Raw genomic sequence first — 22,299 nt, 5'->3', positions numbered from 1 at the left:
CGCTACCCGCACCGGCGCCGCTTCAGCCGAGCAGGATCACTTCCAGCTCGCTCCCGGGTTCCACCGAGGTGACGTCCTCCGGTACGACCATCAGGCAGTCGGCGTGCGCCAGCGCGGCGATCAGGTGGGAGCCCGATCCGCCGACCGGGCCGACCGTCCCGCTCTGCGCGTCGTACTTGCCGCGCAGGAACTGGCGGCGGCCGGCCGGGGAGCCGAGGGCCTTGTCGGCCGACAGCACCGCGCGCACGCTCGGCCGCCGCACCTCGGACTCCGGCAGCCCCATCAGGGCGCGGATCGCGGGGCGCACGAACAGCTCGAAGGAGACGTAGGAGGACACCGGGTTGCCGGGCAGTGCCAGCAGCGGGGTGTGGTCCGGGCCGATCGAGCCGAAGCCCTGCGGCTTGCCGGGCTGCATGGCGAGCTTGCGGAAGTCGATCCCGCCGCCGTCGACGTCCTCGCCCTCCTCGGACTGCCCGACGGACGACAGCGCTTCCTTGACCACGTCGTACGCGCCGACGCTGACCCCGCCCGTGGTGACCAGCAGGTCGGCCCGGATCAGCTGGTCCTCGATGGTGGAGCGCAGGGTGTCGGCGTCGTCCGCGACGGCGCCGACCCGGTAGGCGATGGCGCCGGCGTCCCGCGCGGCCGCGGCCAGCGCGAAGCTGTTGGAGTCGTAGATGGTGCCCGCGGTGAGGGCCTCGCCGGGCTGGACCAGCTCGCTGCCGGTGGACAGGACCACCACGCGGGGGCGGGGCCTCACCCGGACGGTGCCGCGCCCGATGGCGGCCAGCAGGGCGATCTGCGGCGGCCCGAGGACCGTGCCGGCGGCGAGCGCCAGGTCGCCGGCCTGTACGTCGCTGCCGCGCGCGCGGACGTGCTCGCGCGCCTCGGCGGCGCGGTGCACCCGCACCTCGCCGCTCGCGTGCTCGGGGGCGGCGCTGGCCGGGGTCATCCCGGCGGCCGCGCCGCCGCCCGTGCCGCCGTCGGTCCACTCGACCGGTACGACGGCTTCCGCGCCGGGCGGCAGCGGGGCGCCGGTCATGATCCGGGCAGCCTCGCCGGGGCCCACGGTGGGCAGCTCACCGCTGCCCGCCGCGACGTCCCCGACGACCGTCAGCACCGCGGGGAACTCCTCGCTCGCACCCTGGACGTCGGCCGTACGGACGGCGTAGCCGTCCATGGAGCTGTTGTCGAAGGGCGGGAGGGCGACGGGCACGGTCACGTCCTCGACCAGGACACAGCCCTGGGCGTCCAGCAGTTGGAGCTCGATGGGCTCCAACGGCCGGACGGCCGAGAGGACGTCCGCGAGGTGCTCGTCCACGGACCACAGACGGTGGCCGGTGTCCTGCGGTGCGGAACTGCTCAAGGTGCTACATCTCCTCCGTGACGTAACGGTGAAGCCAGGTGCGGAACTCGGGGCCCAGGTCCTCACGCTCGCACGCGAGGCGGACGATGGCCCGCAGGTAGTCGCCGCGGTCCCCGGTGTCGTAGCGACGGCCCCGGAAGACCACGCCGTGCACCGGACCGCCGACGGTCTCGTCGGCGGCCAGCTTCTGCAGGGCGTCGGTGAGCTGGATCTCCCCACCGCGGCCCGGCTCGGTCTCCCGCAGTATGTCGAAGATCGCGGGGTTGAGGACGTAGCGTCCAATAACCGCGTAATTGCTGGGGGCGTCCTGGGGGTCCGGCTTCTCGACGAGGCCGGTGATGCGGACCACGTCCTCCTCGTCCGTGGCCTCGACGGCGGCGCAGCCGTAGAGGTGGACGTTGGCCGGGTCGACCTCCATGAGCGCGATGACGGTGCCGCCGGTGCGGGCGTAGATGTCGGCCATCTGCCGCAGCAGCGGGTCGCGCGGGTCGATGAGGTCGTCACCGAGCAGGACGGCGAAGGGCTCGCGGCCGACGTGCGGCTCGGCGCACAGCACCGCGTGGCCCAGGCCCCGCGGGTCGCCCTGGCGGACGTAGTGCATGGTGGCCAGGTCGCTGGATTCCTGAACCTTCTTCAGGCGGTCGTCGTCGCCCTTGGCGATGAGGGCCGACTCCAGCTCGTAGTTCCGGTCGAAGTGGTCTTCCAGGGCACGCTTGTTACGCCCAGTGATCATGAGCACATCGTCGAGCCCGGCTCCCACGGCCTCCTCCACCACGTACTGGATGGCCGGCTTGTCCACAACCGGGAGCATTTCCTTCGGGGTCGCCTTGGTCGCCGGGAGGAAGCGAGTGCCGAGGCCAGCGGCCGGAATCACGGCCTTCTTGATCACGGGGTGCAACATAGTCATGCCCCGAACGATAGTGGCTTCTGTCGAACGCCAGACGAGATCGCAGCAGGTAGATGCTGGTATGGACCGATTCGGAAGGATATTTGATTTCCTCGTGGCCGAGAACCCGCACACCGTCTCCGCCAAGGCCGGGCTGCGCCGAGAACTGCTCGCCGCGCGCCGCGCCTTGTCCCCCGAGGACTGCCGTACGGCGGCCACCGCGCTCGCCGTCAGGGCCTTCGAACTGCCCGAACTGGCCGATGCCCGCACGGTGGCCGCGTACGTCTCGATCGGCACCGAGCCCGGCACCCGGGAGCTCCTGGACGCCCTGCGCGCGGCCGGCAAGCGGGTGCTGCTCCCCCTGCTGCTGCCCGACAACGACCTCGACTGGGCGGCGTACGAAGGCCCGGGCAGCCTCGCCGAGGCCGCCCACCCGGGGAAGATGCGGCTGTTGGAGCCGACCGGACCCGCGCTCGGGCCGGACGCGGTCACCGGGGCGGACGCCGTGCTGCTGCCCGGGCTCGCGGTGGACGGCCGCGGCATGCGGCTGGGCCGCGGCGGCGGCTCGTACGACCGGGTCCTGGAGCGGCTGGAGCGCGCCGGGGCGCATCCCGCGCTCGTCGTGCTCCTCTACGACGACGAGGTGGTCGCGCGGGTCCCGGAGGAACCGCACGACCACCCCGTCCGGGCGGTGGCGACCCCCTCGGGGGTGCGCCGCTTCAGCCGGCCCTAGGAACCCTCGGGCGTGAGGGTCAGGGTGTCGACCGTGGCCTTCTCGACGGCGTCCTTGCCGAAGGGCCACTCCAGCAGCTCGCCCTTGGCCCACATCGTCGTCTGGTCCGTGTAGTGCGCGTTGTACGCGTGCCCCGAGGCACCCGTCAGGTTGATCCAGCGCGACTTGTCGAGCTCGTTGAGGTTCACGACCATCCGCATCGACGGCACCCACGTGACCCCGTACCCGCTGGAGGCGTTCCAGCCGGTCGCATTGACCGTGGCCTCGCCGCCGCCCAGGTTCCACGGGCCGCGGTTGAGGAGCCACTGCATGAAACCGGGACCCTCGGTGCCGATGGTCTGGTTCTTCAGCGTCAGCTGGTGCAGGCGGCCCCAGCTCCAGGTGGACTGGTCCTTGCCGAGCTTGGCGGTCAGCTCCCAGCGGGCGTCCGCCATGGCCCGCGCGAACAGCTGGTCGCGGGTGGTGGTGGCGGGCTTGTTCAGGCCCTTGGCAGGTGCGCTCCACCACGGCGACTTCTCGTCCTTGACCAGGCGGCGGACCACCTCGAACCAGCGGTCACCCCCGTCGGGCTGCGCCGAGTCCGCATCACGGGTACCGCACTCGCGGACCGTCTTGGCGAGGTCGTCGGCCGGGCCGGTGCCGTTGCCGAGGACGTTCATGCAGCTGCCCTCGAGCCTCAGCTCCTTGGGCATCTTGTCGCCGAAGGACAGCTTGAGGATGTTGCGCCAGACCGCGTTGAAGTAGGCCGCGGCGGCCGAGTCGGACTCCTGGGTGTAGTTCCAGCCGTCCAGCAGCTTCTGTGCGGCGCGCACGCCCGGGTCCGAGATCTCGATCTTCGACAGCATCGGGGTGAGCAGCGCGGCGATCTCGCTGCTGTTGTCCATCTGCATGGTGCGCATGTCGTCGGTCGAGATCCGGCCGCCGTCCTTGATCTTCGCCTCGATGAGGTCGTTGATCCGCTGGCTGCGGGCGCCGTAGCCCCAGTCGGTGGTCAGCAGGTACGGGTACTTGCCCGCGCCGGTCCCGGTCTCCACGACGGCCTGGTTGGCGGTGACGATGTAGCCGCGGGACGGGTTGGAGTCCCAGGGCATCTCGTTCTGCGGGATGTAGCCGGTGTTGCCGTCCTTGCCGCCCTTCCAGGCGTACTTGGAGTCCCAGCCCGGGGTGGGCATCCGGCCGTCGCCCTGGCCGCGCACCGGGATGCGGCCCGGAGCCTGGTAGCCGATGTTGCCCGAGGCGCCCTTGTTGTCGGCGTAGATCAGGTTCTGCGACGGCACGTCGAACTCGGCGGCGGCCGCACGGAAGGCGGGGAAGTCCTTGGCGCGGTTGAGCTTGAAGACCGCGTCCATGGTCTTGCCCGGGTCCAGCGCCGTCCAGCGCAGGGCGACGGCGTAACCGTCGCCGCGGTCGGGGGCGGCGCTGGCGACGGGGGCGCGGGTGCCGACCGTACCGAGCTCCTCGCTGCGGTCGGAGACGAGCGGGCCGTTGTTGGTGGTGCGGACGGTGATCTTCTTGCTGGCGCCGCCCGCGACCTTGATGACCTCTTCACGGGTGGTGAAGGGCAGCACCCGGTTGTCGTAGACGTAGCCCTCGGGCTTGACCTGCTCCAGGTAGAGGTCGGTGACGTCGGCGCCGAGGTTGGTCATGCCCCAGGCGATGTCGGCGTTGTGGCCGATGACCACGCCGGGCATGCCGGAGAAGGTGTAGCCGGCGACGTCGTACTGGCACTGGGCCGAGGCCGTGCGGCAGTGCAGGCCCATCTGGTACCAGACCGAGGGCAGCTGCGGGGACAGGTGCGGGTCGTTCGCGAGCAGCGGCTTGCCGGTGGTCGTGTACTTGCCGGAGATGACCCAGGAGTTCGAGCCGATGCCGCTGCCGTTGGGGCCGAGGATCGCGGGGATCTTGTCCAGGGTGTCGGAGAGCGCGGTCAGCTGGGTGCGCAGGCCCACGGTCGCGCCCTGGGCGGTGGCGTTGTCGGCGAGGCCGGTGCCGGCGCCCGTGCCCGTGGGGGTCACGGTCTGGGTCCCGACGGCATTGCCGCTGCCGCTGCCGGTCCCGGTCCCGCTCCCGGTGCCGCCGCCCGCGGCGCCGCCCTGCGGGGTGTACTTCCCGCCGTCGACCTTGCCGCCCTCGACGATCGGCTTGTTCCGGTCGAAGGGGTACGGCGGGTAGAGCTCGTCGATCTGCGCCTGCGACAGCTTGGTCGCCATCAGGGCGCGGTCGATCTCGTCCTGCATGTTGCCGCGCAGGTCCCACGCCATCGCCTTGAGCCAGGCCACCGAGTCCACCGGCGACCACTGCTCGGGCCGGTAGTCGTCGCTCAGCTCGAGGGCGGCGTGCTCGACGGAGAGGTCCTTGCCGGACTTCCCCTTCAGGTACGCGTTGACCCCGTCGGCGTAGGCCTGCAGATACTTCTTGGTCTCGGGCGACAGCTTGGTGTCGAACTCGGCCTGCGCGACCTGGCGCCAGCCCAGCGTGCGCAGGAAGGCGTCGGTCTCGACCTGTCCGGAGCCGAACATCTCGGAGAGCCGCCCGGACGTCATGTGACGTCGTACGTCCATCTCCCAGAAGCGGTCCTGCGCGTGCACGAAGCCCTGCGCACGGAAGAGGTCGTCGTCACTGTCCGCATAGAGCTGGGGAATGCCTCGGGCGTCACGCTTGACCTCGACGGTCCCGGTCAGGCCCGGCACCTTGAGTTGGCCGGTCGTCTGGGGGAAGGAGGCGCGCACGCCGTCCACGCTCCAGTACGCCCCGTAGCCGAGGCCCGCGACGAGAGCCAGGACCAGGACGAGCACGATCAGACGGGCGCGTCGTCCCTTCTTCTTGGCGGGAGGAGCGGTTTCGTTGGCGGGCATCGCTGTCCTTAGAGGGGCAGGGTGGTCCTGGGAGTGCTGGGAGCAACCATAGGCGCAGGACCGACTTCGTTGATCCGCCAGGGGTGGAGCTGACGAGGACAGGGGCGAACAGACGTTTCACAATGTGGTTATCGCGTAAAGGGCGCGTCAAAGATTAGGTAAGGTAACGAACTACTTGCCGAACTTGTCGCCCGGCTGGATCGACCCACCGGGCGCATTGAGGAGGGCCGCCCGCTGACTGTCCACACGCTCAATGAGCTGCTGCTGGTCTGCTCGCTCGTGCTGCTCGTCGCCGTCGCGGCGGTACGCATCTCTTCGCGCAGCGGCCTCCCCAGCCTGCTCATCTACCTCGGCATAGGCATCGCGATAGGCCAGGACGGCATCGGCAACGTCGTATTCGACAACGCCGAGCTGACCCAGGTCATCGGTTATGCCGCGCTGGTCGTGATCCTCGCCGAAGGCGGTCTGGGCACGAAGTGGAAAGAGATCAAGCCGGCCCTGCCGGCCGCGGTCGTGCTTTCCCTGGTGGGCGTGGCGGTCAGCGTGGGCGTGACGGCGGCCGGGGCGCACTACCTGGTCGGACTGGAATGGCGGCAGGCCCTGCTGATCGGCGCGGTCGTCTCCTCGACCGACGCGGCGGCCGTCTTCTCGGTGCTGCGCAAGGTCCCGCTGCCCTCCCGGATCACCGGCGTCCTGGAGGCCGAGTCCGGCTTCAACGACGCACCCGTCGTCATCCTGGTCGTGGCCTTCTCGACCGTCGGCCCGGTGGACGAGTGGTACGTCCTCATCGGCAAGATCGCCCTGGAACTGGCGATCGGCATCGCGATCGGCCTGACCGTGGGCTTCCTGGGTGCCTACGGGCTGCGGCACGTGGCGCTGCCCGCCTCCGGCCTCTACCCGATCGCCGTGATGGCCATCGCCATCGTGGCGTACGCGGCCGGCGCGATGGCGCACGGCTCCGGCTTCCTCGCGGTGTACCTGGCGGCGATGGTGCTGGGGAACGCGAAGCTCCCGCACTGGCCGGCCACCCGGGGGTTCGCCGACGGGCTCGGCTGGATCGCCCAGATCGGCATGTTCGTGCTGCTGGGGCTGCTGGTCACCCCGCACGAGCTGGTCCGCGACTTCTGGCCGGCCGTGGTCATCGGGCTGGTGCTGACGATGGTGGCGCGGCCCCTGGAGGTCTTCCTCAGCCTGCTGCCCTTCCGGATCTCCTGGCAGGAACAGGTGCTGATGTCGTGGGCGGGCCTGCGCGGCGCCGTGCCCATCATCCTGGCGACGATCCCGATGGTGTCCGGGATCCAGGGCAGCGACCGCGTCTTCAACATCGTCTTCGTCCTGGTCGTCGTCTACACCCTGGTGCAGGGCCCGACCCTGCCGTGGCTGGCGCGCAAGCTGAACCTCGGCAACGGGGACGAGGGCGCCTCCGACCTCGGGATCGAGTCGGCGCCGCTGGAGAAGCTGCGCGGACACCTGCTGTCCTTCTCCATCCCGCCGGCCTCGCGGATGCACGGTGTGGAGGTGAGCGAACTGCGGCTGCCGCCGGGAGCCTCGGTCACGCTGGTGGTCCGGGACGCGAAGAGCTTCGTACCGGCGCCGTCGACCGTGCTGCGGCGCGGGGACGAGCTGCTGGTGGTGGCCACGGATCCGGTCCGGGACGCGGCGGAAACGCGGCTGCGGGCGGTGGCGCGGGGCGGCAAGCTCGCGGGGTGGCTGGGCACGGGCGGACCCGTTTCCCGTTAGAGCGTCGTTCTAATTCGGCCGAATTCGCTGAGATATGCCCACTTTCGCCCGCTTTTCCGGGCTCTTTACATGCGAAGCGGCCGTTAATCCCAGGTGAAGACACCCCTTGTCACCGAATTCACAGGGGGTGGTAGTGGGTTTCCCTGTACGATGAAGGCACACCAGATCGAACCAACTCTGCCTGACGCAGAGCTGGCGCGACCGCAAAGCGGCCGTGGCACCCTCCCGCAGTGGGCGCCCAGGTATCACTCGGTTCTGCGCAAGAGGACAGCTCTCGGGGCTCCCACATGTACGGGTGCGGCCGCTCACAAGGCGAAGCACCGTCCGCAGACGGGGACGCTCTACCAGGCAGCGGAAAGGCAAGGCCGTGACATCCGCGGTCACGACCGACACGTCCGCCCGCCCCGGCTACGGGCAGCTCCTGCGCACTCCCGGCGCCCTCGGCTTCGTACTTCCCGGCTTCGCAGCACGGCTTCCCTTCGGCATGCTGACCATCAGCATCCTGCTGCTGGTCCAGCACACCACCGGTTCCTACGGCAGCGCCGGCATCGTCGCCGCCGTCACCGGTATCTCCATGGCCCTGTCCGCCCCGCTGATGGGCATCTTCACCGACCGCTTCGGCCAGACCGCCGTCCTGCTGCCGGTGGTCCTCGCGCACTCCGTCGCCGTCACCGGCCTGGCCGCGCTCGCGCTGCTGGACGCCCCGGTCCTCGTACTGGCGCTGGCCGCCGTACCCGCCGGCGCCTCGGTCCCGCAGGTCGGGCCCATGGTCCGGGCGCGCTGGGCCGCCAAGCTGGAGGGCTCGCCGCTGCTGCCGACGGCCGCCGCCTTCGAGTCCGTCACCGACGAGTTCACCTTCGTCGTCGGCCCGGTCCTGGCGACCGCGCTGTGCACCGGCATCCACCCGGCGGCCGGCCTGGTCACCGAGGCCACGCTGACCCTGCTCGGCGGCCTGCTCTTCGCAGCCCAGCGGGCCAGCCAGCCCAAGACGCACGCCCCGTCGGCCACCGGTGACAAGCGCGGCTTCGCGCTGTCCCACGCCGGCCTGCGCGTCCTGATCTTCGCCTTCCTCGGGATCGGCGCCGTCTTCGGCGGCATGCAGGTCTCGCTCGCCGCCTTCTCCAACGAGATCGGCAACCCCGGCGCCAACGGCCTGCTCTACGGCGTCTTCGCCGCGGGCAACATGATCGCCGGCATCGCCATGGGCGCCATCGCCTGGAAGATCGGCCCGCGTCGCCGGCTGATCCTCGGCTACATCGGCCTCACCGCCGCCGCGTCCGTCCTGTGGGCGGCGAACTCGATGATCCTGCTGGGCGCGCTCGGCCTGGTCGTCGGCCTGTTCATCGCCCCGGCCCTGATCACCGGCTACACGATGGTCGAGCAGCTGGTCCCCGCCGGCGCCCGGACCGAGGCCTTCACCTGGCTGACCGGCTCGATCGCCTTCGGTCAGGCCGTCGCCGTCATCCTGGCCGGCCGCCTGACGGACGCGCACGGATCCTCGTACGGCTTCCTGGTACCCATGGGTGCCACCGCGCTCGCGCTGGCCACCCTGCTGGCGCTGCGGGCCAAGCTGGCCCCCAAGGCCCCGAGCCGGATCGTGAACGCGTCCGCGCAGGAGGCCGCGCCCGAGCGGGAGGCCGCGCCCGCGGCCCGGACCGAGACCGCCTCGAAGCCGCAGGCGAAGGCCCCTGCCGACACCCCGCCGGCCCCCCGTAACCGGGTGAACGAGCGTGGGATGGGTCACCGCGCGCCGGTGACGGTGGACTGATCCGCCGGAATACGTCACCATGGAGCGTCGTTAGCACTCATTGAGTGAGAGTGCCAGGAGGAAATTCGTGCCGACCTACCAGTACCAGTGCACCGAGTGCGGTGAGGGCCTTGAGGCCGTGCAGAAGTTCACCGATGACGCACTGACCGTGTGCCCGAGCTGCGACGGACGCCTGAAGAAGGTGTTCTCCGCGGTCGGCATCGTCTTCAAGGGCTCCGGTTTCTACCGGAACGACAGCCGCGGCGCGTCGTCCAGCAGCACCCCTGCCTCGAAGCCGTCGTCCAGCTCCTCGTCGTCCTCGACGTCGACCCCCGCCGCCGCTCCCGCCGCCTCGTCCTCCTCGACGTCGTCGAGCTCGTCGAGCAGCAGCTCCACGTCGGCCGCCTGATCGCTTCTCCCCGAGGCCCCGCCCGCCCCAGCGGCAGCGGGGCCTTCGGCATGCCCACGGCAGGGCCTTAGGGTGGACCGCATGGTGAACGCAGAGATCGGTGTCATCGGCGGTTCGGGCTTCTACTCCTTCCTGGAGGACGTCTCCGAGATCCAGGTCGAGACCCCGTACGGACCCCCGAGCGACTCCCTGTACATCGGAGAGCTGGGCGGGCGCCAGGTGGCCTTCCTCCCCCGGCACGGGCGCAGCCACACCGTCCCGCCGCACAAGATCAACTACCGGGCGAACCTGTGGGCCCTGCGCTCCGTCGGGGTCCGTCAGGTACTGGGCCCGTGCGCGGTCGGCGGCCTGCGCACCGAGTACGGGCCGGGCACGCTGCTCGTGCCCGACCAGCTGGTCGACCGTACGAAGGCCCGCGCCCAGACCTTCTTCGACGGCGAGCCGCTGCCCGACGGCTCCGTCCCGAACGTCGTGCACACCACCTTCGCCGACCCGTACTGCCCGGTGGGCCGGTCCGTGGCGCTGGCGGCGGCCCGGGGCCGCGACTGGGAGCCGGTGGACGGCGGCACCATGGTCGTCATCGAGGGACCCCGGTTCTCGACGCGCGCCGAATCGCGCTGGCACGCGGCGGCGGGCTGGTCGGTGGTCGGCATGACCGGTCACCCGGAGGCGGTCCTCGCCCGTGAGCTGGGGCTCTGCTACACCTCCATGGCCCTGGTCACGGACCTGGACGCGGGCGCCGAAACCGGCGAGGGGGTCTCTCACACGGAGGTCCTGAAGGTGTTCGGCGAGAACGTCGGCCGGCTGCGCGAGGTCCTCTTCGACGCGGTGGCGGCCCTGCCGGCCACCGAGACCCGGGACTGCCTGTGCACGCACGCCCACGACGGCTGGGACCTGGGCATCGAGCTCCCGTAGGGCCCGCTGTCACATTCGGCCCGGCTGTCCGGTCCTCCCTGTGAAGGCGGAAACAAGACCGCCCCTGCCCGGGAGATGACTGTCATGCCGCGTATCTCGCTCACCCCGCCCCGCACCCTCCTCATGCGCATCGGCTCGTGGTACTCGCGCCGCACCTACGGCAAGGTGCTCGACCCGGGCCGGGCGTACGGGCACCACTCGCAGGTGCTGCTGTCCTACGTCCGGCTGGAGCGGAGCGCGGCGAAGTGGAGGGCGCTCGACGCCGGCCTCAAGCACCTCGCGGTGATGGCGTCGGCGGCCCGCATCAACTGTTCGTGGTGCATGGACTTCGGCTACTGGGAGGGCCACGAGCTGGGCGTGCCGGCGGAGAAGATCGAACGGGTGCCGCGGTGGCGGGAGGCCCCGGAGGTGTTCACCGTGCTGGAACTGCTGGTCATGGAGTACGCCGAGGCCATGACGGAGACCGAGCCGACGGTCACGGACGAGCTCGCGCGGGAGCTGATCGCGCGGCTCGGCGAGGAGGCGTTCGTCGAGCTGACCGCGACGGTCGCGCTGGAGAACTGGCGCTCGCGCGTCAACAGCGCCTTCGGCCTGACCAGTCAGGGCTTCTCGGAGGCCTGCCGGGTCCCGACCGGGCGATGACGTCGACAATGACGGCGTGAACACGGACCCCGCCCCCGCACCCGCCCTTGCTCCCGTCCCCGCTCCCGTTCCCGCTCCCGCTCCCGCCGACCGCAAGGTGATCGTCGCCCTCGACTTCGACGAGCGCCGGGCCGCCGAGGCGCTCGTCGAGCGGCTCGGCGATGCCTGCGGCTTCTACAAGATCGGCCTGGAGCTGCTGACCTGCGCGGGCCCCGGACTCGCACGGGACCTCGTCGGGCGGGGGCACGAGGTCTTCCTCGACCTGAAGCTCTTCGAGATCCCGAACTCCGTGGCCGGCGCCGTCCGGGCCGCCGGCGCGCTGGGCGCGTCCATGGTGACCGTGCACGCCATGGGCGGTACGGGGATCATGTCCGCGGCGGTGGAGGCGGCGCGGGAGTTCCCGCGGCTGCGGGTGCTCGCGCTGACGGTGGTCACGAGCATGACCGGGAGCGACCTGGCGGACATCGGCGTCGACGCGGGCACCGAGGAGCAGGTGCTGCGGCTGGCCCGGCTGGCGGCGGGCGCGGGATGCGACGGGGTCGTCGCCTCGCCCCGGGAGGCCGCGGGGGTGCGCCAGCTGCTGGGGCCGGACCGGCTGGTCGTCACGCCGGGGGTGGCCCTACAGCCGGAGGGCTCGGCGGGCTCCGGTGGGACGGCGGGCTTCGGTGGCGCGGCGGGCTCCGGTGGCGCGGCGGGCTTCGGTGGCGCGGCGGGCTTCGGTGGCGCGGCGGGCTTCGGTGGCGCGGCGGGTGGGCATGCCCGGGCGGGGACGCCCCGGGCGGCCTTCGCGGCCGGGGCCTCGCACGTGGTGGTGGGCCGGTCCGTCAGCCGGGCGGCGGACCCGGTGGCGGCGCTGCGGCGGGTGGTGCGGGCCGCTGGTTGACTCTTGCGGGTGACGGGGTTGTCCACAGGCCGGGGACGGTCCACAGGCTCCGGCGGGATTCCGTGGGAGGCCGGATCGTGGGAGGTGTCCGGGCGACGGGTCCGGGCCCGGCTTCTCACTCCGTCTGGTGGTGTTCGTCATGTCCCGTTGTTCCACGGCCTCTTCGACTTCCTCCGTGTGTCCCCCCGCCCGCCCGGTCCCGCCGTTCCCCCCGCTTCGGGTCGGGCGGGGCGGGGACCGGCTGCGCCGCGCCGTGCGGCGCCGGCGGCGGGTCGCCTCGGCCGCGCTGGCCGTCGTGGCGGCGGCGCTGGCCGTGGGCGGGACGGAGGCGCAGGCCTCGCGGGGCGCCGCGCCGCCCGAGGCGCGGGCCGCCCGGGGCGCTCCGCCCGCCGCGGTGCGGATGGTGTCGGCCCCGGTGCGCATCGCGGACGCCGCGACCGTGCGGCTGCTGCGGCCCGGGGACCGGGTGGACGTGGTCGCTGCGGAGCGGTCCGGATCGCCCACGGTGGTGGCCGCCGGAGCGCGGGTGGCCGAAGTCCCCCACCCGGAGAAGGGTGTTGCGGACGGCGGGGCGCTGGTGGTGCTGTCCGTCCCGCGGGACACCGCGCGGGTTCTCGTGGGTGCGGGTGCCACGACGCGACTGGCGGTGACGCTGTGCTGATTCGCACAAAGGGCCAGTCAAGTCACCACGGGGTGAGACCCGATTGGACACGCCGCGCCCGGACTGCCGTAACTTTCGGAACCGTTGGCTCCGTGTTCGGCAGATACGAAGAAAGGCTCAGTGGTGAGCGAGATGAAGAAGGAGAGCGTGCTGGCAGGCTTCAAGGCCTTCCTGATGCGCGGCAACGTGGTCGACCTGGCGGTGGCCGTGGTCATCGGCGCCGCGTTCACGAACATCGTGAACTCCGTGGTCAAGGGGATCATCAGCCCGGTGGTGGGCGCGGTCGGCACGCAGAGCCTGGACGGTTACAAGTCCTGCCTCAAGGCGCCCTGCGGTATCGGTGCGAACGGCCAGCCGACCGGTGTCGAGATCCTCTGGGGCTCGGTGCTGAATGCGGCGCTGACTTTCGTGATCACCGCTGCGGTCGTGTACTTCCTGATGGTGCTGCCGATGGCGAAGTACCTGGCGCGGCAGGAAGCCCGCCGCAAGGCCCGCGAAGGCGTCCAGGAGCTCGTCGAGATCACCGAGCTGGAGGTCCTGAAGGAGATCCGGGACGAGCTGGTCGCACAGCGCTCGGGCGGCGGCAGCGGGCCGGTGGGCTCCCGCGACGGGTTCTGACCGATCCGGCCGCCCCGGCCGGTCAGATGTGGTGCGGGGGCTTCTCGTCGAGGAATCGGGCCAGGTCGGCCGCGCTTCCACCGGCGGGCGGCCGCTCGCCCCAGCCCCGGTCGGTGTCGTCCGAGGACTGCTGGTCCAGCGGGTCGTCGAAGACCAGCCTCGGCTTGGGGCGGGGCTCGTCGGCCTCGGGGGCGGGGCGCACGGGCTGCGGCTCGGGGGCGGGGGTGCTGCTCATGCCTCCAGGGTACGGCCGGTCCGTCCCCGGGCCGGTACGTCTCGGCCCGGTGCGAGCGCACCCGCGGGGCGGGTGCGGGGGTGGTTGTGGACAGGGCCGTCGGTCCTTCGGGGCGCGGAGCCACAGTCCGATCACACCCCCGGTCCGTCGGTCGCGGCTCCGGCAGCCGCCGCCCGGGGCACACCACGGGGGTGAGCAGCGCGTCCGGACTGCCGCGGAGCGGTCCCTCTGGTCTCCTGGCCGGTATGGCCTACTCCCCCATGACCGCCCGCAGCCGCGACGAGGACCACCGTGCGGCCACCCCGCTGGAGCTGTTCTTCGACCTGTGCTTCGTCGTGGCGATCGCGCAGTGCGGGCAGCGGCTGGTGCACTCGCTGGCCGAGGGCCATCCCGTCACCGGGGTGATCGGCTACTTCTTCGTCTTCTTCGGCGTGTGGTGGGCGTGGATGAACTTCACGTGGTTCGCCTCCGCCTACGACTGCGACGACGTGCCCTACCGGATCGCGACCCTCGTCCAGATCGCGGGCGTCCTCGTCTACGCGGCCGGGGTGGGCCGGGCCTTCGACGAGAACGACTGGTCCGTCGCCGTCGTCGGCTACATCATCATGCGCGTCGCGCTGACGGCCCAGTGGCTGCGGGCGGCCTCCGGGGAGACCGGCACGGCCCGCACGGCGGCGCTGAAGTACGCCACCGGGCTGGTGCTCTGCCAGCTCGGCTGGGTGGCGCTGCTGTTCGCTCCGAACGACTGGAAGCGGTGGCTGTTCCTGGTCGTGGCCGCCTGCGAACTGCTGGTTCCGGTGATCGCCGAACGCGGGCACCAGACGCCCTGGCACGCGCACCACATCGTGGAGCGGTACGGCCTGTTCACCATCATCGTGCTGGGCGAGACGATCGCCGCGAGCACGGTCGCGGTCAAATCGGCGCTCGACGAGCACGAGGCCCTGGACCTGCTGCTGCCCATCGCGGCCGGCGGGCTGCTGATCGTGTTCGCCGCGTGGTGGATCTACTTCGCCGTGCCGATGCACCAGCACCTGACGTCCAACCGCGAGGCCATCCCGTGGGGCTACGGGCACCTGCTGATCTTCGCGTCGGGTGCGGCGATCGGCGCGGGCATCGAGGTCGCGGTGGAGCACGCGGTCCACAAGGCGCACATCTCGCAGCACGCCGCCAATGCGGCCGTGACCGTCCCGACCGCGCTGTTCCTGCTGATGGTGTGGCTGTTGCACTCCCGGCACTTCAAGCGCGGCCTCGCCCAGCAACTGGTCCTGCCCGTCGCCGCCGTGGTGACGCTCGCCTGCGCGTGGACGGGCCCGTACGCGGTGCTCTGGGCGGGGCTGGTGTCGACCGCGACCGTGGCGGTGGGCGTGAGCATGTCCACCCGGACGCAGCGTTGACACCCGCGCCCCCGCAACGGCGCCGTGGCGAACCGTCACCCCCGCACCCCCGCCACCGTTTCCAGGCCATGACACTCCCCCCACAGCGCCCCGGCGAGGACCCCGGCAGGGAGCTGGCCGAGCCAGGCTTCTGGCAACAGCCCCCCGCCCACCGCCTCGCCGCCTTCGCCCGGCTGCGCGCGGCCGAGGGCCCGGTCCACGTACCCGAGGGGTCCGGGCCCGGCCACTGGGCCCTCGTACGGCACGCCCAGGTGCAGGAGGCGAGTCGGCTGCCGAAGGTCTTCGCCAGCGCCCCCGGCGTGACCACTCCCGAGCCGGCCCGCTGGGTGCGGGCCCTCTTCGGGGACTCGATGGTCAATCTGGACGGCCCGGACCACGCCCAGCTGCGCAAGATCGTGCAGCGTGCGTTCACGCCCCGGCTGCTGGCCGCCGCCGAGGCCGACATCCACTCCGTGGCCGCCCGCATCGTGGACGACGTACTGGCCGAGCAGCCCGACGAGTTCGTCTCGGCCGTGGCCTCCCGGCTGCCCCTGGAGGTCATCTGCAACATGATGGGCATCCCGGAGCACTACCGCGCCGAGATCGCCGACCGCGTCAACCACGCTTCCGAGAACATCGGGGTGGAGCGGGGCCTGGCCTCCCGGCTGCGGATGCCGGGGCGCGGTCTGCGCGCGCTCGCCCGGATGCAGCGGATGGTCGCGGGGATCGGGCGGGAGCGCCGCAAGAACCCCACCGACGACCTGATCTCGGCTCTGGTGTGCGCGAACGTCGACGGCCAGGCCCTCGGGGCCCGCCAGCTCGGCGCCTTCTTCTCCCTGTTGATGGTCGCCGGGGTGGAGACCACCCGGAACGCGATCACCCACGGGCTGACGCTGCTGACCGATCACCCGGACCAGCGGGACCTGCTGCTCTCGGACTTCGAGGCGCACGCGGACGGCGCGGTGGACGAGATGATCCGGCACTCGACGCCGATCATCCAGTTCCGCCGGACCGTGGCCGCCGAGCACACCATGGACGGGCACCTGTTCCGGCCGGGCGACAAGGTGGTCCTCTACTACGCCTCCGCCAACCGCGACGAGAGCGTCTTCCCCGACCCCGATGCCTTCGTCATCACCCGCTCGCCCAATCCGCACCTGGGCTTCGGCGGCGGCGGCCCGCACTTCTGCCTGGGGGCACACCTGGCCCGGGTGGAGATGAAGGCGCTCTTCCGCGAGCTGCTGACCCGGCCGGTCGGGCTGCGGGCGGTGGGCCTGCCGGACCTGGCGGGGTCGAACTTCGACAACCGGGTCCGCTCGCTGAAGTTCGCCTTCGAACGGCCCTGACGGCGGCCCCGGGCCCACGGCCCGCGGCCCCGCCCCGCACCGCCCCCGGCAGGAGGGCGGAACCGGCCACCGGGCAGGCTGGGAGCCCGGCGGCCGGAGCGGTGGGACGGCGCCCCGCAGCTAGCGCTGCACGCGCCGCACGGCGAGGACGCAGTGCGCGCTGCTGGTGAGCACCGACTCGTCGCCCGCGAACGCCTGCAGGGTCTCCGGCGCGACCGGCTGGCCGGGGACCGCCTCCGGCCAGGCCCGGGTGGCGAAGAGGAAGTACGCCTGCCCGCTCTCGTCGGCCGCGGCGACCCACTCGTCGGGGGCGGTGCAGCGCGCGTTCATCCCGGGCAGGGTGAGCGCGATCTGGTTGCCCTCCAGCAGGATCTGCACGGGGAAGGTGGCCGCCTTGAGGGTGCCGTCCATGACCACGTCGCCGATGGGCAGGCCGATCTCCTCCAGCAGCCCGCGGGCGGCCGCCTCGCCGGCCTCCCGGCCCTGCGGTCCGTCACCGAGGGTGTAGGCGAGGAGGTACGGGATGTCGTGCGCCTCTTCGGGGTCTCCGATCCAGGCGAGCACCGAAAGGGTGCCGAGCTGGGACCGGTCGATTTCGGCTTGAGTAGAAGTCATGCGCGCACCCTAGTGGTCTCTCCGCCGGGCCTTTCACGGCCCTTCACCCGGCCGGGCTAGACGGCCCAGAATCCCTCTCCGGAATTCGTCTGCATGTTCGCGTCCTGGTACTGGAGGCGCACAATGCGCGCGCTTTCCGGAATTTCGAACACGACCCATCCCTCGGCCCGCTCACCGACCTCCAGGGAATCGAAGACGATCGGTTTGCCGGTCGTCAGCTCGCCGGTCTTCACCACCGGGTGGCGCTGCCCCGCGCTGTCGTGCGCCCACATGCGTCCGAGAGCCCCGTACGAGGCTCCGCCCACGTTGACGAAGGACATCGAGGCGGCCACCCAGCGCTTCCCGGCGGGCGGGGCGAAGTTCTTCTCCACGCTGATCGCCGGGTCCACGAACGCCCCGAGCTCGACCTGGAGGTGCCGGCCGACCTGCCGGGCGTGCACCCTTACGGGGTCACCCACATGGGCGTCCTTCGCCCCGGGCCGTGCTGGTTCCTCCGGCGCGCCCGGCACCCCGTCGTCCACCGGGACCGCGGGCGCGGCGGCGGGGGCGAGCGCCGCTCCCTCGGGTGCGCCCGTGCAGCCCGTGGAGCCGAACAGGAGGAGCGGGAGGAGGGCGGTGGCGGCGAGGGCGGGACGGAGAGCGAAGGCGGGGCCGGGGGAGGCGGGCTGGCGCATGCGGGATCCCTTCTGGGACGTATTTCGGTCAGTCTCACGCCCCCGACCTGCAAATCACGCACAACGACACGAGCGCGCGGAGCAAGTGCGTACGCCCGGCTGCCAGCACAATGCGTTCCGGCGGAATCCCGCCGTCCGACACACCTGGAGGAATGAATGCGCATCTCCGCCCGCCGAATGTCCCTCGCGGCCTTCTCCGCACTGGCCGCCACCACGCTTTTCACCGCTCCGGCCGGCGCCACCGTTTTCGACCAAGGGATTTCCGTACAGGACGCCCACCTCGCCCACGACGGCGCCGTCACCCTTTCCGGGTCGTACCACTGCGAGCAGGCGTCACCCATGGGGGCGATGCAGATCAAGGCGACCGTCGCCCAGGAGGGCGGCGGCCGGCTGAGCATCGGCGCGGAGCAGATCGTCTGCGACGGCCAGGAGCGCCGCTGGGTGGCCAACGCGCCGGGCGCCTTCGCGAACGTGCACCCGGGGCGCGCGGTGGTCACCGCCGAGCTCCAGGAGGTCCGGCTCTCGGGCCTGATGCCGCGGTCGGTCACCACCGTCGCCCAGGACAGCAAGGACGTCGAGGTCCGCGAGCACTGAGCGGTGCGGCGGGCCCGCGGGCGCGCGCCCGGCCCGATCGGCACGAAACCCCCCGGCCGCCGCTGCCGCCGCTACCGGCAGTCGGGGGCGACGTCCGTCATCGACATGAAGGCCACCGACTGGCAGGCGGGGTCCGCGTGGGGGCGCCCCGTCGCCCAGTCCACCACCGCCGGCACCCCGGCCACGAGCAGGAGCGCGGCCAGGACTCCCGTCACAGCCGCCTTGGTCAGCCCGCGCACGTCACGATCCGTTCCATGGCTCGCATCATCGCCCGGCCCCCGGCGCCCCACAACCCGGGGTGATCGCCCGGTCACCCCGCGCTCCGCGGGACGCCGACGTCGAACTCGCACCACACCGCCTTGCCGTCGCCCCGGGACTCCACCCCCCAGTGCGTGGCCAGCGCGTCCACCAGCAGCAGCCCACGCCCCGTGGTGGCCGCCTCGCCCGGGCTGCGCCGGCGCGGCCACACGCTGGACCGGTCCTTGACCCACAGCCGGATCCGCCGGACCGGCTCCGGCAGCACCTCCATGGTCAGCACCGCCCCGCCGTCGGTGTGCAGCAGTGCGTTGACCAGCAGTTCCCCGGCGGCCAGCTCCACGTCGTCGGCGAGATCCGGCATGCCCCAGTCGCGCAGGGCCTGGCGCAGGGCGTAGCGCGCCTCCGAGAGGCCTTCCGGGTCGGCCTGGTGGACGTACTGGTGGATGCGCGGCGCCCGGTGGGTGCCCGGGTCGGGGGCCCGGCGCAGCACCAGCAGGGCCACGTCGTCCCCGGAGCCCCAGCGCTCCCAGAGCCGGTCCGAGAGGTGGTCGGCGAGCGCCGCGGCGTCCTGGGGGCCGCTGCGCACCGCCTGGGCCAGGGCCTCCATCCCGGCGGTGATGGTGGTGCCCGGCTCCTCCACGAGGCCGTCCGTGCACAGCACCAGCGTCTCCCCGGGGACCAGGTCGAGCCGGGTCTCGGGGAACTCCTCGCGCTCGAAGAAGGTGGCCAGCCCGAGCGGCAGGCCGCCGCGCACGTTGGGCCAGCCCGTACGCCCGTCCGTGTGTCGGATCAGCGGGCCGAGATGGCCCGCGCGGACCGCCCGGATGCCGCCCGTCTCCAGGTCCACCTGCGCGTACATGCAGGTGGCGAAGCGTTCGGTGTCGAGTTCGGCGAGGAAGCGGGAGGCCCGGGCCAGCACGGTGGAGGGGGGATGGCCCTCCCCCGCGTACGCCCGCAGCGCGATCCGCAGCTGGCCCATGATGGCCGCCGCGTGCGTGTCGTGGCCCTGGACGTCGCCGACGACGACGCCGACGCGGTCGCGGGGCAGTGCGATCACGTCGTACCAGTCCCCGCCGACCTCCCGCCCGCTCCAGGCGGCGTGGTAGCGGACCGCGATCTCGCCGCCGGTGATCTCCGGGATCCGCCGCGGCAGCATGGCGGCCTGCAGGCCGGTCGCGAACTCCCGCTCCTGGTCGAAGAGGAGCGCCCGCTGGAGGGACTGGGCCACGATGCCCGCCAGGCCCAGGCAGAGGTTGCGCTCCTCCGGGCTGAACTCGCTGCGCCGCCGGTAGAAGAGGACCAGCCCGCCGATGGCCTTGGCCTGCGCGATCAGCGGCAGGTAGGCGGCCGCATCATACCGGATCCGGTCCAGGTACTCCGACAGGAGCGGGAATTCGCCGTCGAGTTCGCTGAGCGAGGTGACGAAACGTGCCTGCCGGGAGATCACCGCTTGCGACAGCGGCAGCGAACCGTCCAGCCGGGTGAACCGGCGCTCGCTCAGGATGTCCAGCGACTCCCCGCTCAGCGCGATGATCTTGATGGTGCCGCCCTCGACCAGTCCCAGGGCCAGCCCGTCCGCACCGAGCCGCTCCAGCGCGCCCGCCCCCGTCAGCGCGGCCGTGACGTCGTCCACCGTCACCGCCCGCGACAGCGCCTCCGTGGTCCGCTGCACGATCGTCGTCTGCTGGGCGCGGGCCGCCTCCAGCTTGCGCAACAGCGTCGCCTGGGCCAGCTCGGCCGTGGCGTCCCGGACGATCCCCACGATCCGCTCCGGCTGCCCCGCGCCGTCCCGGAGCAGCCGGCCCGCGGTGTGCGTCCACTGGTCGCGGCCGTCGCGCCGCTGCACCATGAAGTACGCGCCGTACGTGTCCCCGCCGCCGGCCAGGACCCCTTCGATGATCTCCGTCAGCCGGACCCCGTCCTCGGGCGGGACGCGCAGTCCGACCCCGGGCACGGTGCCGTCGAACTCCTCCGGCTCGAGGTCGAAGACCTCCAGCGCGGCCTCGTCCAGCACCACCGTCCCGGCTCCCAGGTCCCATTCGAGGCTGCCCATGCCGTTGAGCGCGAACCGCTCCCCGGGGGCGGTCCCGGAGGACCGCCGGACCGGCTCGGGTCCGTCGCGTTCCGCCGCTGCCACCTTCCCCACCCCCTAACGGCCGGGCCAGCACGGCTGGGAGATCAGCCTCTCCCACTCCTCGTCAGGATGCCCCGGAAGGGTGCGCCCGGCCTCCCGCCAGCGTTTGACCACGGAGAGGTAGATCGTGGGCTGGTCGGCGTGCGAGGCCGTCGCGTACGGGCCCGCGTACGGGGCCCGGTCGTACCCGCCGGCCCTGGCCCTGGCGGGCTGTTCCCCGCGGCTGGCGGGAATGCGTACCCAGCCGCGGCCCTGCGATCGCTCCGAGCTCATCACGGACCCCTCTCTCCGCGGATCTCACCGCAGATACGTCTTCGGATGCCCTGGGGGTACCCCCGGAAGGTGCCCGGGGGACGCAGCCCGGTCCGGCCGGGCGACGCCGGGGGAACCCGGCCGCGGACCCCGGGCGCCGAGGCGCTTGCGGACTCCTCTCACCAGTCTCCCCGCCGTGAAGCCTGCGCCGTGTACGAATCGCATGGAAGGGCCGAATGAGGGAGCCGTCAGCAGCCCCGCGAAGAACAGTCCGGGCCACGAGGACTCGAACCCGGGGCTCAGCTCCGGCGCCCCGCTGTGCCCCACTGTCTCCAGAGCGGCCCGCAGCCCCGCGTCGAGCAGCTCCAGCCGGTCCAGTTCCGGAAGGAACCCGGTGGCGGCGATGACGTGCGCGGTGTCCAGCACGACCGACTCCCCGGCCCGGCTGGTCAGCCCGAGCCGGGTCCGCTCGCCCACCGCCACCGCCCGGTGCAGCCGGTGCCCGAGCAGCACGGGGACGCGCCGCTCGAAGCGGTCCCGAAGCCACCAGGCGCCGGCCGGGCCCAGCGCGGTCGCCGCGATCCGCTCCCGGGTGGGCGCGGGCAGCCGGCGCACCGCCCAGGGCAGCTCCGACCAGACCCAGCTGCGCCAGCCGGTGCCGAGCCCGCTGTGGGGGTCGCGCAGGGCCCGCAGCGGGGGCCGCTCCAGGGGCTGCGGGACGGTGTTCCAGTTCAGCCGGGTGCGCCGGGCGACCAGGCAGGGCCGGGCCCCCTGCTCGGCCAGCAGGGCGGCCGTCTCCAGGGCCGCCTGCCCGGCCCCGAGCACGGCCACCTCGCGGCCCTCGAACCGGCTCAGGTCCCGGTGGCCGCTGCTGTGCGAGTAGTGCCCGGGCGGGAGGTCCCGCAGCGCCTCGGGATGGTGGACGAAGGGCATCACCCCGACCGCGAGGGCCACCGTACGCGCGAGCAGGGGCGGGCCCTCGGCGGTGCGGATGCGGAAGCCGTCGCCCTGCGGGGTCACCTCCAGCACGGTCACCTCCTCCACCTCGGGCGCGGCCTGCCGGGCGAACCACATCCCGTACGCACTGAACGTACCGATCGGCAGCGGAGTGCCGTGTTCCGAGACCGTTCCGAGGGTGGCGCAGTAGTCGGCCAGCGTGTGCCGCCCGTCGGGCGCGGACAGGTTGGACGACCAGGGCTCCGACTTCAGGAACATGCCGCCGGGCATGTGGTCGCGCCAGGAGGCCATCGGCCGTCCCAGCACCCGTACGTCGAGACCCGCGGCCGCCGCGTGGGCGGCGATCGACAGCCCGTACGGGCCCGCGCCGATCACCACGAGATCGTCGATCCGCGTCACGGCCGTTCCT

22 protein-coding genes are annotated in these 22,299 nt (G+C 72.3%); 12 read left to right on the top strand and 10 right to left on the bottom strand.

Going from position 1 to position 22,299, the window contains the following annotated elements; translation table 11 throughout:
- Positions 1 to 22: 22 nt before the first annotated feature.
- Both glp and galU read right to left on the bottom strand, forming a co-directional pair.
- Complete coding sequence (gene glp, locus B6R96_RS21060) at positions 23 to 1,366, bottom strand: molybdotransferase-like divisome protein Glp (protein ID WP_081523232.1); 1,344 nt, start codon at positions 1,364 to 1,366, stop codon at positions 23 to 25.
- Between the two features lie 4 nt (positions 1,367 to 1,370).
- Positions 1,371 to 2,273: a UTP--glucose-1-phosphate uridylyltransferase GalU gene (gene galU / locus B6R96_RS21055; protein WP_030386237.1), complete on the bottom strand. Its 903-nt coding sequence runs from the start codon at positions 2,271 to 2,273 to the stop codon at positions 1,371 to 1,373.
- A gap of 94 nt (positions 2,274 to 2,367) precedes the next feature.
- Between galU and B6R96_RS21050 the strand changes: the two genes are divergently transcribed.
- Positions 2,368 to 2,985 (top strand): 5-formyltetrahydrofolate cyclo-ligase, encoded by a 618-nt coding sequence (locus tag B6R96_RS21050; RefSeq protein WP_030386238.1) that lies wholly within the window; start codon positions 2,368 to 2,370, stop codon positions 2,983 to 2,985.
- Here B6R96_RS21050 and B6R96_RS21045 read toward each other — a convergent pair.
- A complete protein-coding gene (locus tag B6R96_RS21045; RefSeq protein WP_081523230.1) occupies positions 2,982 to 5,840 on the bottom strand; it encodes a penicillin acylase family protein in 2,859 nt (952 codons plus the stop codon). The two genes, B6R96_RS21050 and B6R96_RS21045, sit on opposite strands and share 4 nt — an antisense overlap.
- A 279-nt stretch (positions 5,841 to 6,119) precedes the next feature.
- On the opposite strand from B6R96_RS21045, the gene B6R96_RS21040 reads away from it, so the two are divergent.
- The 8 genes from B6R96_RS21040 to mscL all read left to right on the top strand — a co-directional run bounded on the left by B6R96_RS21040 (position 6,120) and on the right by mscL (position 13,455).
- On the top strand, positions 6,120 to 7,580 hold the full coding sequence (locus B6R96_RS21040) for a potassium/proton antiporter (RefSeq protein ID WP_030386240.1): 1,461 nt from the start codon (positions 6,120 to 6,122) through the stop codon (positions 7,578 to 7,580).
- A 367-nt stretch (positions 7,581 to 7,947) separates the two neighbouring features.
- The gene (locus B6R96_RS21035) at positions 7,948 to 9,348 is read left to right on the top strand and encodes an MFS transporter (protein ID WP_081523228.1); all 1,401 of its coding nucleotides are present in this window, start codon (positions 7,948 to 7,950) and stop codon (positions 9,346 to 9,348) included.
- A 67-nt stretch (positions 9,349 to 9,415) separates the two neighbouring features.
- Positions 9,416 to 9,736 (top strand): FmdB family zinc ribbon protein, encoded by a 321-nt coding sequence (locus B6R96_RS21030; RefSeq protein ID WP_030386242.1) that lies wholly within the window; start codon positions 9,416 to 9,418, stop codon positions 9,734 to 9,736.
- A gap of 81 nt (positions 9,737 to 9,817) precedes the next feature.
- The gene (locus B6R96_RS21025; RefSeq protein ID WP_030386243.1) at positions 9,818 to 10,651 is read left to right on the top strand and encodes an S-methyl-5'-thioadenosine phosphorylase; all 834 of its coding nucleotides are present in this window, start codon (positions 9,818 to 9,820) and stop codon (positions 10,649 to 10,651) included.
- 84 nt (positions 10,652 to 10,735) lie between these two features.
- Positions 10,736 to 11,293 carry a carboxymuconolactone decarboxylase family protein gene (locus B6R96_RS21020; protein ID WP_081523227.1) on the top strand — a complete coding sequence of 186 codons (558 nt, stop codon included), beginning with the start codon at positions 10,736 to 10,738 and terminating at the stop codon, positions 11,291 to 11,293.
- A gap of 16 nt (positions 11,294 to 11,309) precedes the next feature.
- Positions 11,310 to 12,176, top strand: coding sequence for an orotidine-5'-phosphate decarboxylase (gene pyrF / locus B6R96_RS21015; protein WP_081523225.1), 867 nt, complete (start codon positions 11,310 to 11,312; stop codon positions 12,174 to 12,176).
- 175 nt (positions 12,177 to 12,351) lie between these two features.
- On the top strand, positions 12,352 to 12,837 hold the full coding sequence (locus B6R96_RS21010; protein WP_443069935.1) for a hypothetical protein: 486 nt from the start codon (positions 12,352 to 12,354) through the stop codon (positions 12,835 to 12,837).
- A gap of 132 nt (positions 12,838 to 12,969) precedes the next feature.
- Positions 12,970 to 13,455: a large conductance mechanosensitive channel protein MscL gene (gene mscL / locus B6R96_RS21005; protein WP_384506274.1), complete on the top strand. Its 486-nt coding sequence runs from the start codon at positions 12,970 to 12,972 to the stop codon at positions 13,453 to 13,455.
- A gap of 22 nt (positions 13,456 to 13,477) precedes the next feature.
- Here the strand turns inward: mscL and B6R96_RS21000 are convergent, their stop codons facing one another.
- Positions 13,478 to 13,690 (bottom strand): hypothetical protein, encoded by a 213-nt coding sequence (locus B6R96_RS21000; RefSeq protein ID WP_081523222.1) that lies wholly within the window; start codon positions 13,688 to 13,690, stop codon positions 13,478 to 13,480.
- A gap of 245 nt (positions 13,691 to 13,935) precedes the next feature.
- Between B6R96_RS21000 and B6R96_RS20995 the strand changes: the two genes are divergently transcribed.
- Complete coding sequence (locus tag B6R96_RS20995; protein ID WP_081523221.1) at positions 13,936 to 15,084, top strand: low temperature requirement protein A; 1,149 nt, start codon at positions 13,936 to 13,938, stop codon at positions 15,082 to 15,084.
- Between the two features lie 68 nt (positions 15,085 to 15,152).
- The gene (locus B6R96_RS20990) at positions 15,153 to 16,406 is read left to right on the top strand and encodes a cytochrome P450 (protein ID WP_081523220.1); all 1,254 of its coding nucleotides are present in this window, start codon (positions 15,153 to 15,155) and stop codon (positions 16,404 to 16,406) included.
- Positions 16,407 to 16,526: 120 nt separating this feature from the next.
- On the opposite strand, the gene B6R96_RS20985 is transcribed toward B6R96_RS20990, so the two are convergent.
- Together B6R96_RS20985 and B6R96_RS20980 are read right to left on the bottom strand one after the other, a co-directional pair.
- Positions 16,527 to 17,021 (bottom strand): DUF5949 family protein, encoded by a 495-nt coding sequence (locus B6R96_RS20985; RefSeq protein ID WP_030009737.1) that lies wholly within the window; start codon positions 17,019 to 17,021, stop codon positions 16,527 to 16,529.
- 56 nt (positions 17,022 to 17,077) lie between these two features.
- Positions 17,078 to 17,695 carry a hypothetical protein gene (locus B6R96_RS20980; protein WP_051779231.1) on the bottom strand — a complete coding sequence of 206 codons (618 nt, stop codon included), beginning with the start codon at positions 17,693 to 17,695 and terminating at the stop codon, positions 17,078 to 17,080.
- A 156-nt stretch (positions 17,696 to 17,851) separates the two neighbouring features.
- Between B6R96_RS20980 and B6R96_RS20975 the strand changes: the two genes are divergently transcribed.
- Positions 17,852 to 18,289: a DUF6299 family protein gene (locus tag B6R96_RS20975; RefSeq protein ID WP_081523219.1), complete on the top strand. Its 438-nt coding sequence runs from the start codon at positions 17,852 to 17,854 to the stop codon at positions 18,287 to 18,289.
- Positions 18,290 to 18,360: 71 nt separating this feature from the next.
- Here the strand turns inward: B6R96_RS20975 and B6R96_RS37310 are convergent, their stop codons facing one another.
- From B6R96_RS37310 to B6R96_RS20960, 4 genes are all read right to left on the bottom strand, one after another.
- Positions 18,361 to 18,528 (bottom strand): hypothetical protein, encoded by a 168-nt coding sequence (locus B6R96_RS37310; protein ID WP_159061886.1) that lies wholly within the window; start codon positions 18,526 to 18,528, stop codon positions 18,361 to 18,363.
- A gap of 71 nt (positions 18,529 to 18,599) precedes the next feature.
- Positions 18,600 to 20,684 carry a SpoIIE family protein phosphatase gene (locus tag B6R96_RS20970; RefSeq protein ID WP_237291475.1) on the bottom strand — a complete coding sequence of 695 codons (2,085 nt, stop codon included), beginning with the start codon at positions 20,682 to 20,684 and terminating at the stop codon, positions 18,600 to 18,602.
- A gap of 12 nt (positions 20,685 to 20,696) precedes the next feature.
- A complete protein-coding gene (locus B6R96_RS20965) occupies positions 20,697 to 20,954 on the bottom strand; it encodes a hypothetical protein (protein WP_030386254.1) in 258 nt (85 codons plus the stop codon).
- A gap of 24 nt (positions 20,955 to 20,978) precedes the next feature.
- Positions 20,979 to 22,280: an NAD(P)-binding domain-containing protein gene (locus B6R96_RS20960; protein WP_053701867.1), complete on the bottom strand. Its 1,302-nt coding sequence runs from the start codon at positions 22,278 to 22,280 to the stop codon at positions 20,979 to 20,981.
- Between the last annotated feature and the right edge of the window lie 19 nt (positions 22,281 to 22,299).

It is taken from the genome of Streptomyces sp. Sge12, assembly GCF_002080455.1.
Lineage (GTDB): Bacteria > Actinomycetota > Actinomycetes > Streptomycetales > Streptomycetaceae > Streptomyces.
Note: the sequence above shows the minus strand (reverse complement) of the source record. Positions and strands in the feature narration are given on the sequence as shown.

Coding starts and splice junctions, on each gene's coding strand:
- mscL (WP_384506274.1), top strand. CDS start 12,970: ATGAAGAAGGAGAGCGTGCTGGCAGGCTTCAAGGCCTTCCTGATGCGC.
- B6R96_RS20980 (WP_051779231.1), bottom strand. CDS start 17,695: ATGCGCCAGCCCGCCTCCCCCGGCCCCGCCTTCGCTCTCCGTCCCGCC.
- B6R96_RS21000 (WP_081523222.1), bottom strand. CDS start 13,690: ATGAGCAGCACCCCCGCCCCCGAGCCGCAGCCCGTGCGCCCCGCCCCC.
- B6R96_RS20985 (WP_030009737.1), bottom strand. CDS start 17,021: ATGACTTCTACTCAAGCCGAAATCGACCGGTCCCAGCTCGGCACCCTT.
- B6R96_RS20975 (WP_081523219.1), top strand. CDS start 17,852: ATGCGCATCTCCGCCCGCCGAATGTCCCTCGCGGCCTTCTCCGCACTG.
- B6R96_RS21025 (WP_030386243.1), top strand. CDS start 9,818: ATGGTGAACGCAGAGATCGGTGTCATCGGCGGTTCGGGCTTCTACTCC.
- B6R96_RS21020 (WP_081523227.1), top strand. CDS start 10,736: ATGCCGCGTATCTCGCTCACCCCGCCCCGCACCCTCCTCATGCGCATC.
- B6R96_RS21045 (WP_081523230.1), bottom strand. CDS start 5,840: ATGCCCGCCAACGAAACCGCTCCTCCCGCCAAGAAGAAGGGACGACGC.
- galU (WP_030386237.1), bottom strand. CDS start 2,273: ATGACTATGTTGCACCCCGTGATCAAGAAGGCCGTGATTCCGGCCGCT.
- B6R96_RS20965 (WP_030386254.1), bottom strand. CDS start 20,954: ATGAGCTCGGAGCGATCGCAGGGCCGCGGCTGGGTACGCATTCCCGCC.
- B6R96_RS20995 (WP_081523221.1), top strand. CDS start 13,936: ATGGCCTACTCCCCCATGACCGCCCGCAGCCGCGACGAGGACCACCGT.
- B6R96_RS20990 (WP_081523220.1), top strand. CDS start 15,153: ATGACACTCCCCCCACAGCGCCCCGGCGAGGACCCCGGCAGGGAGCTG.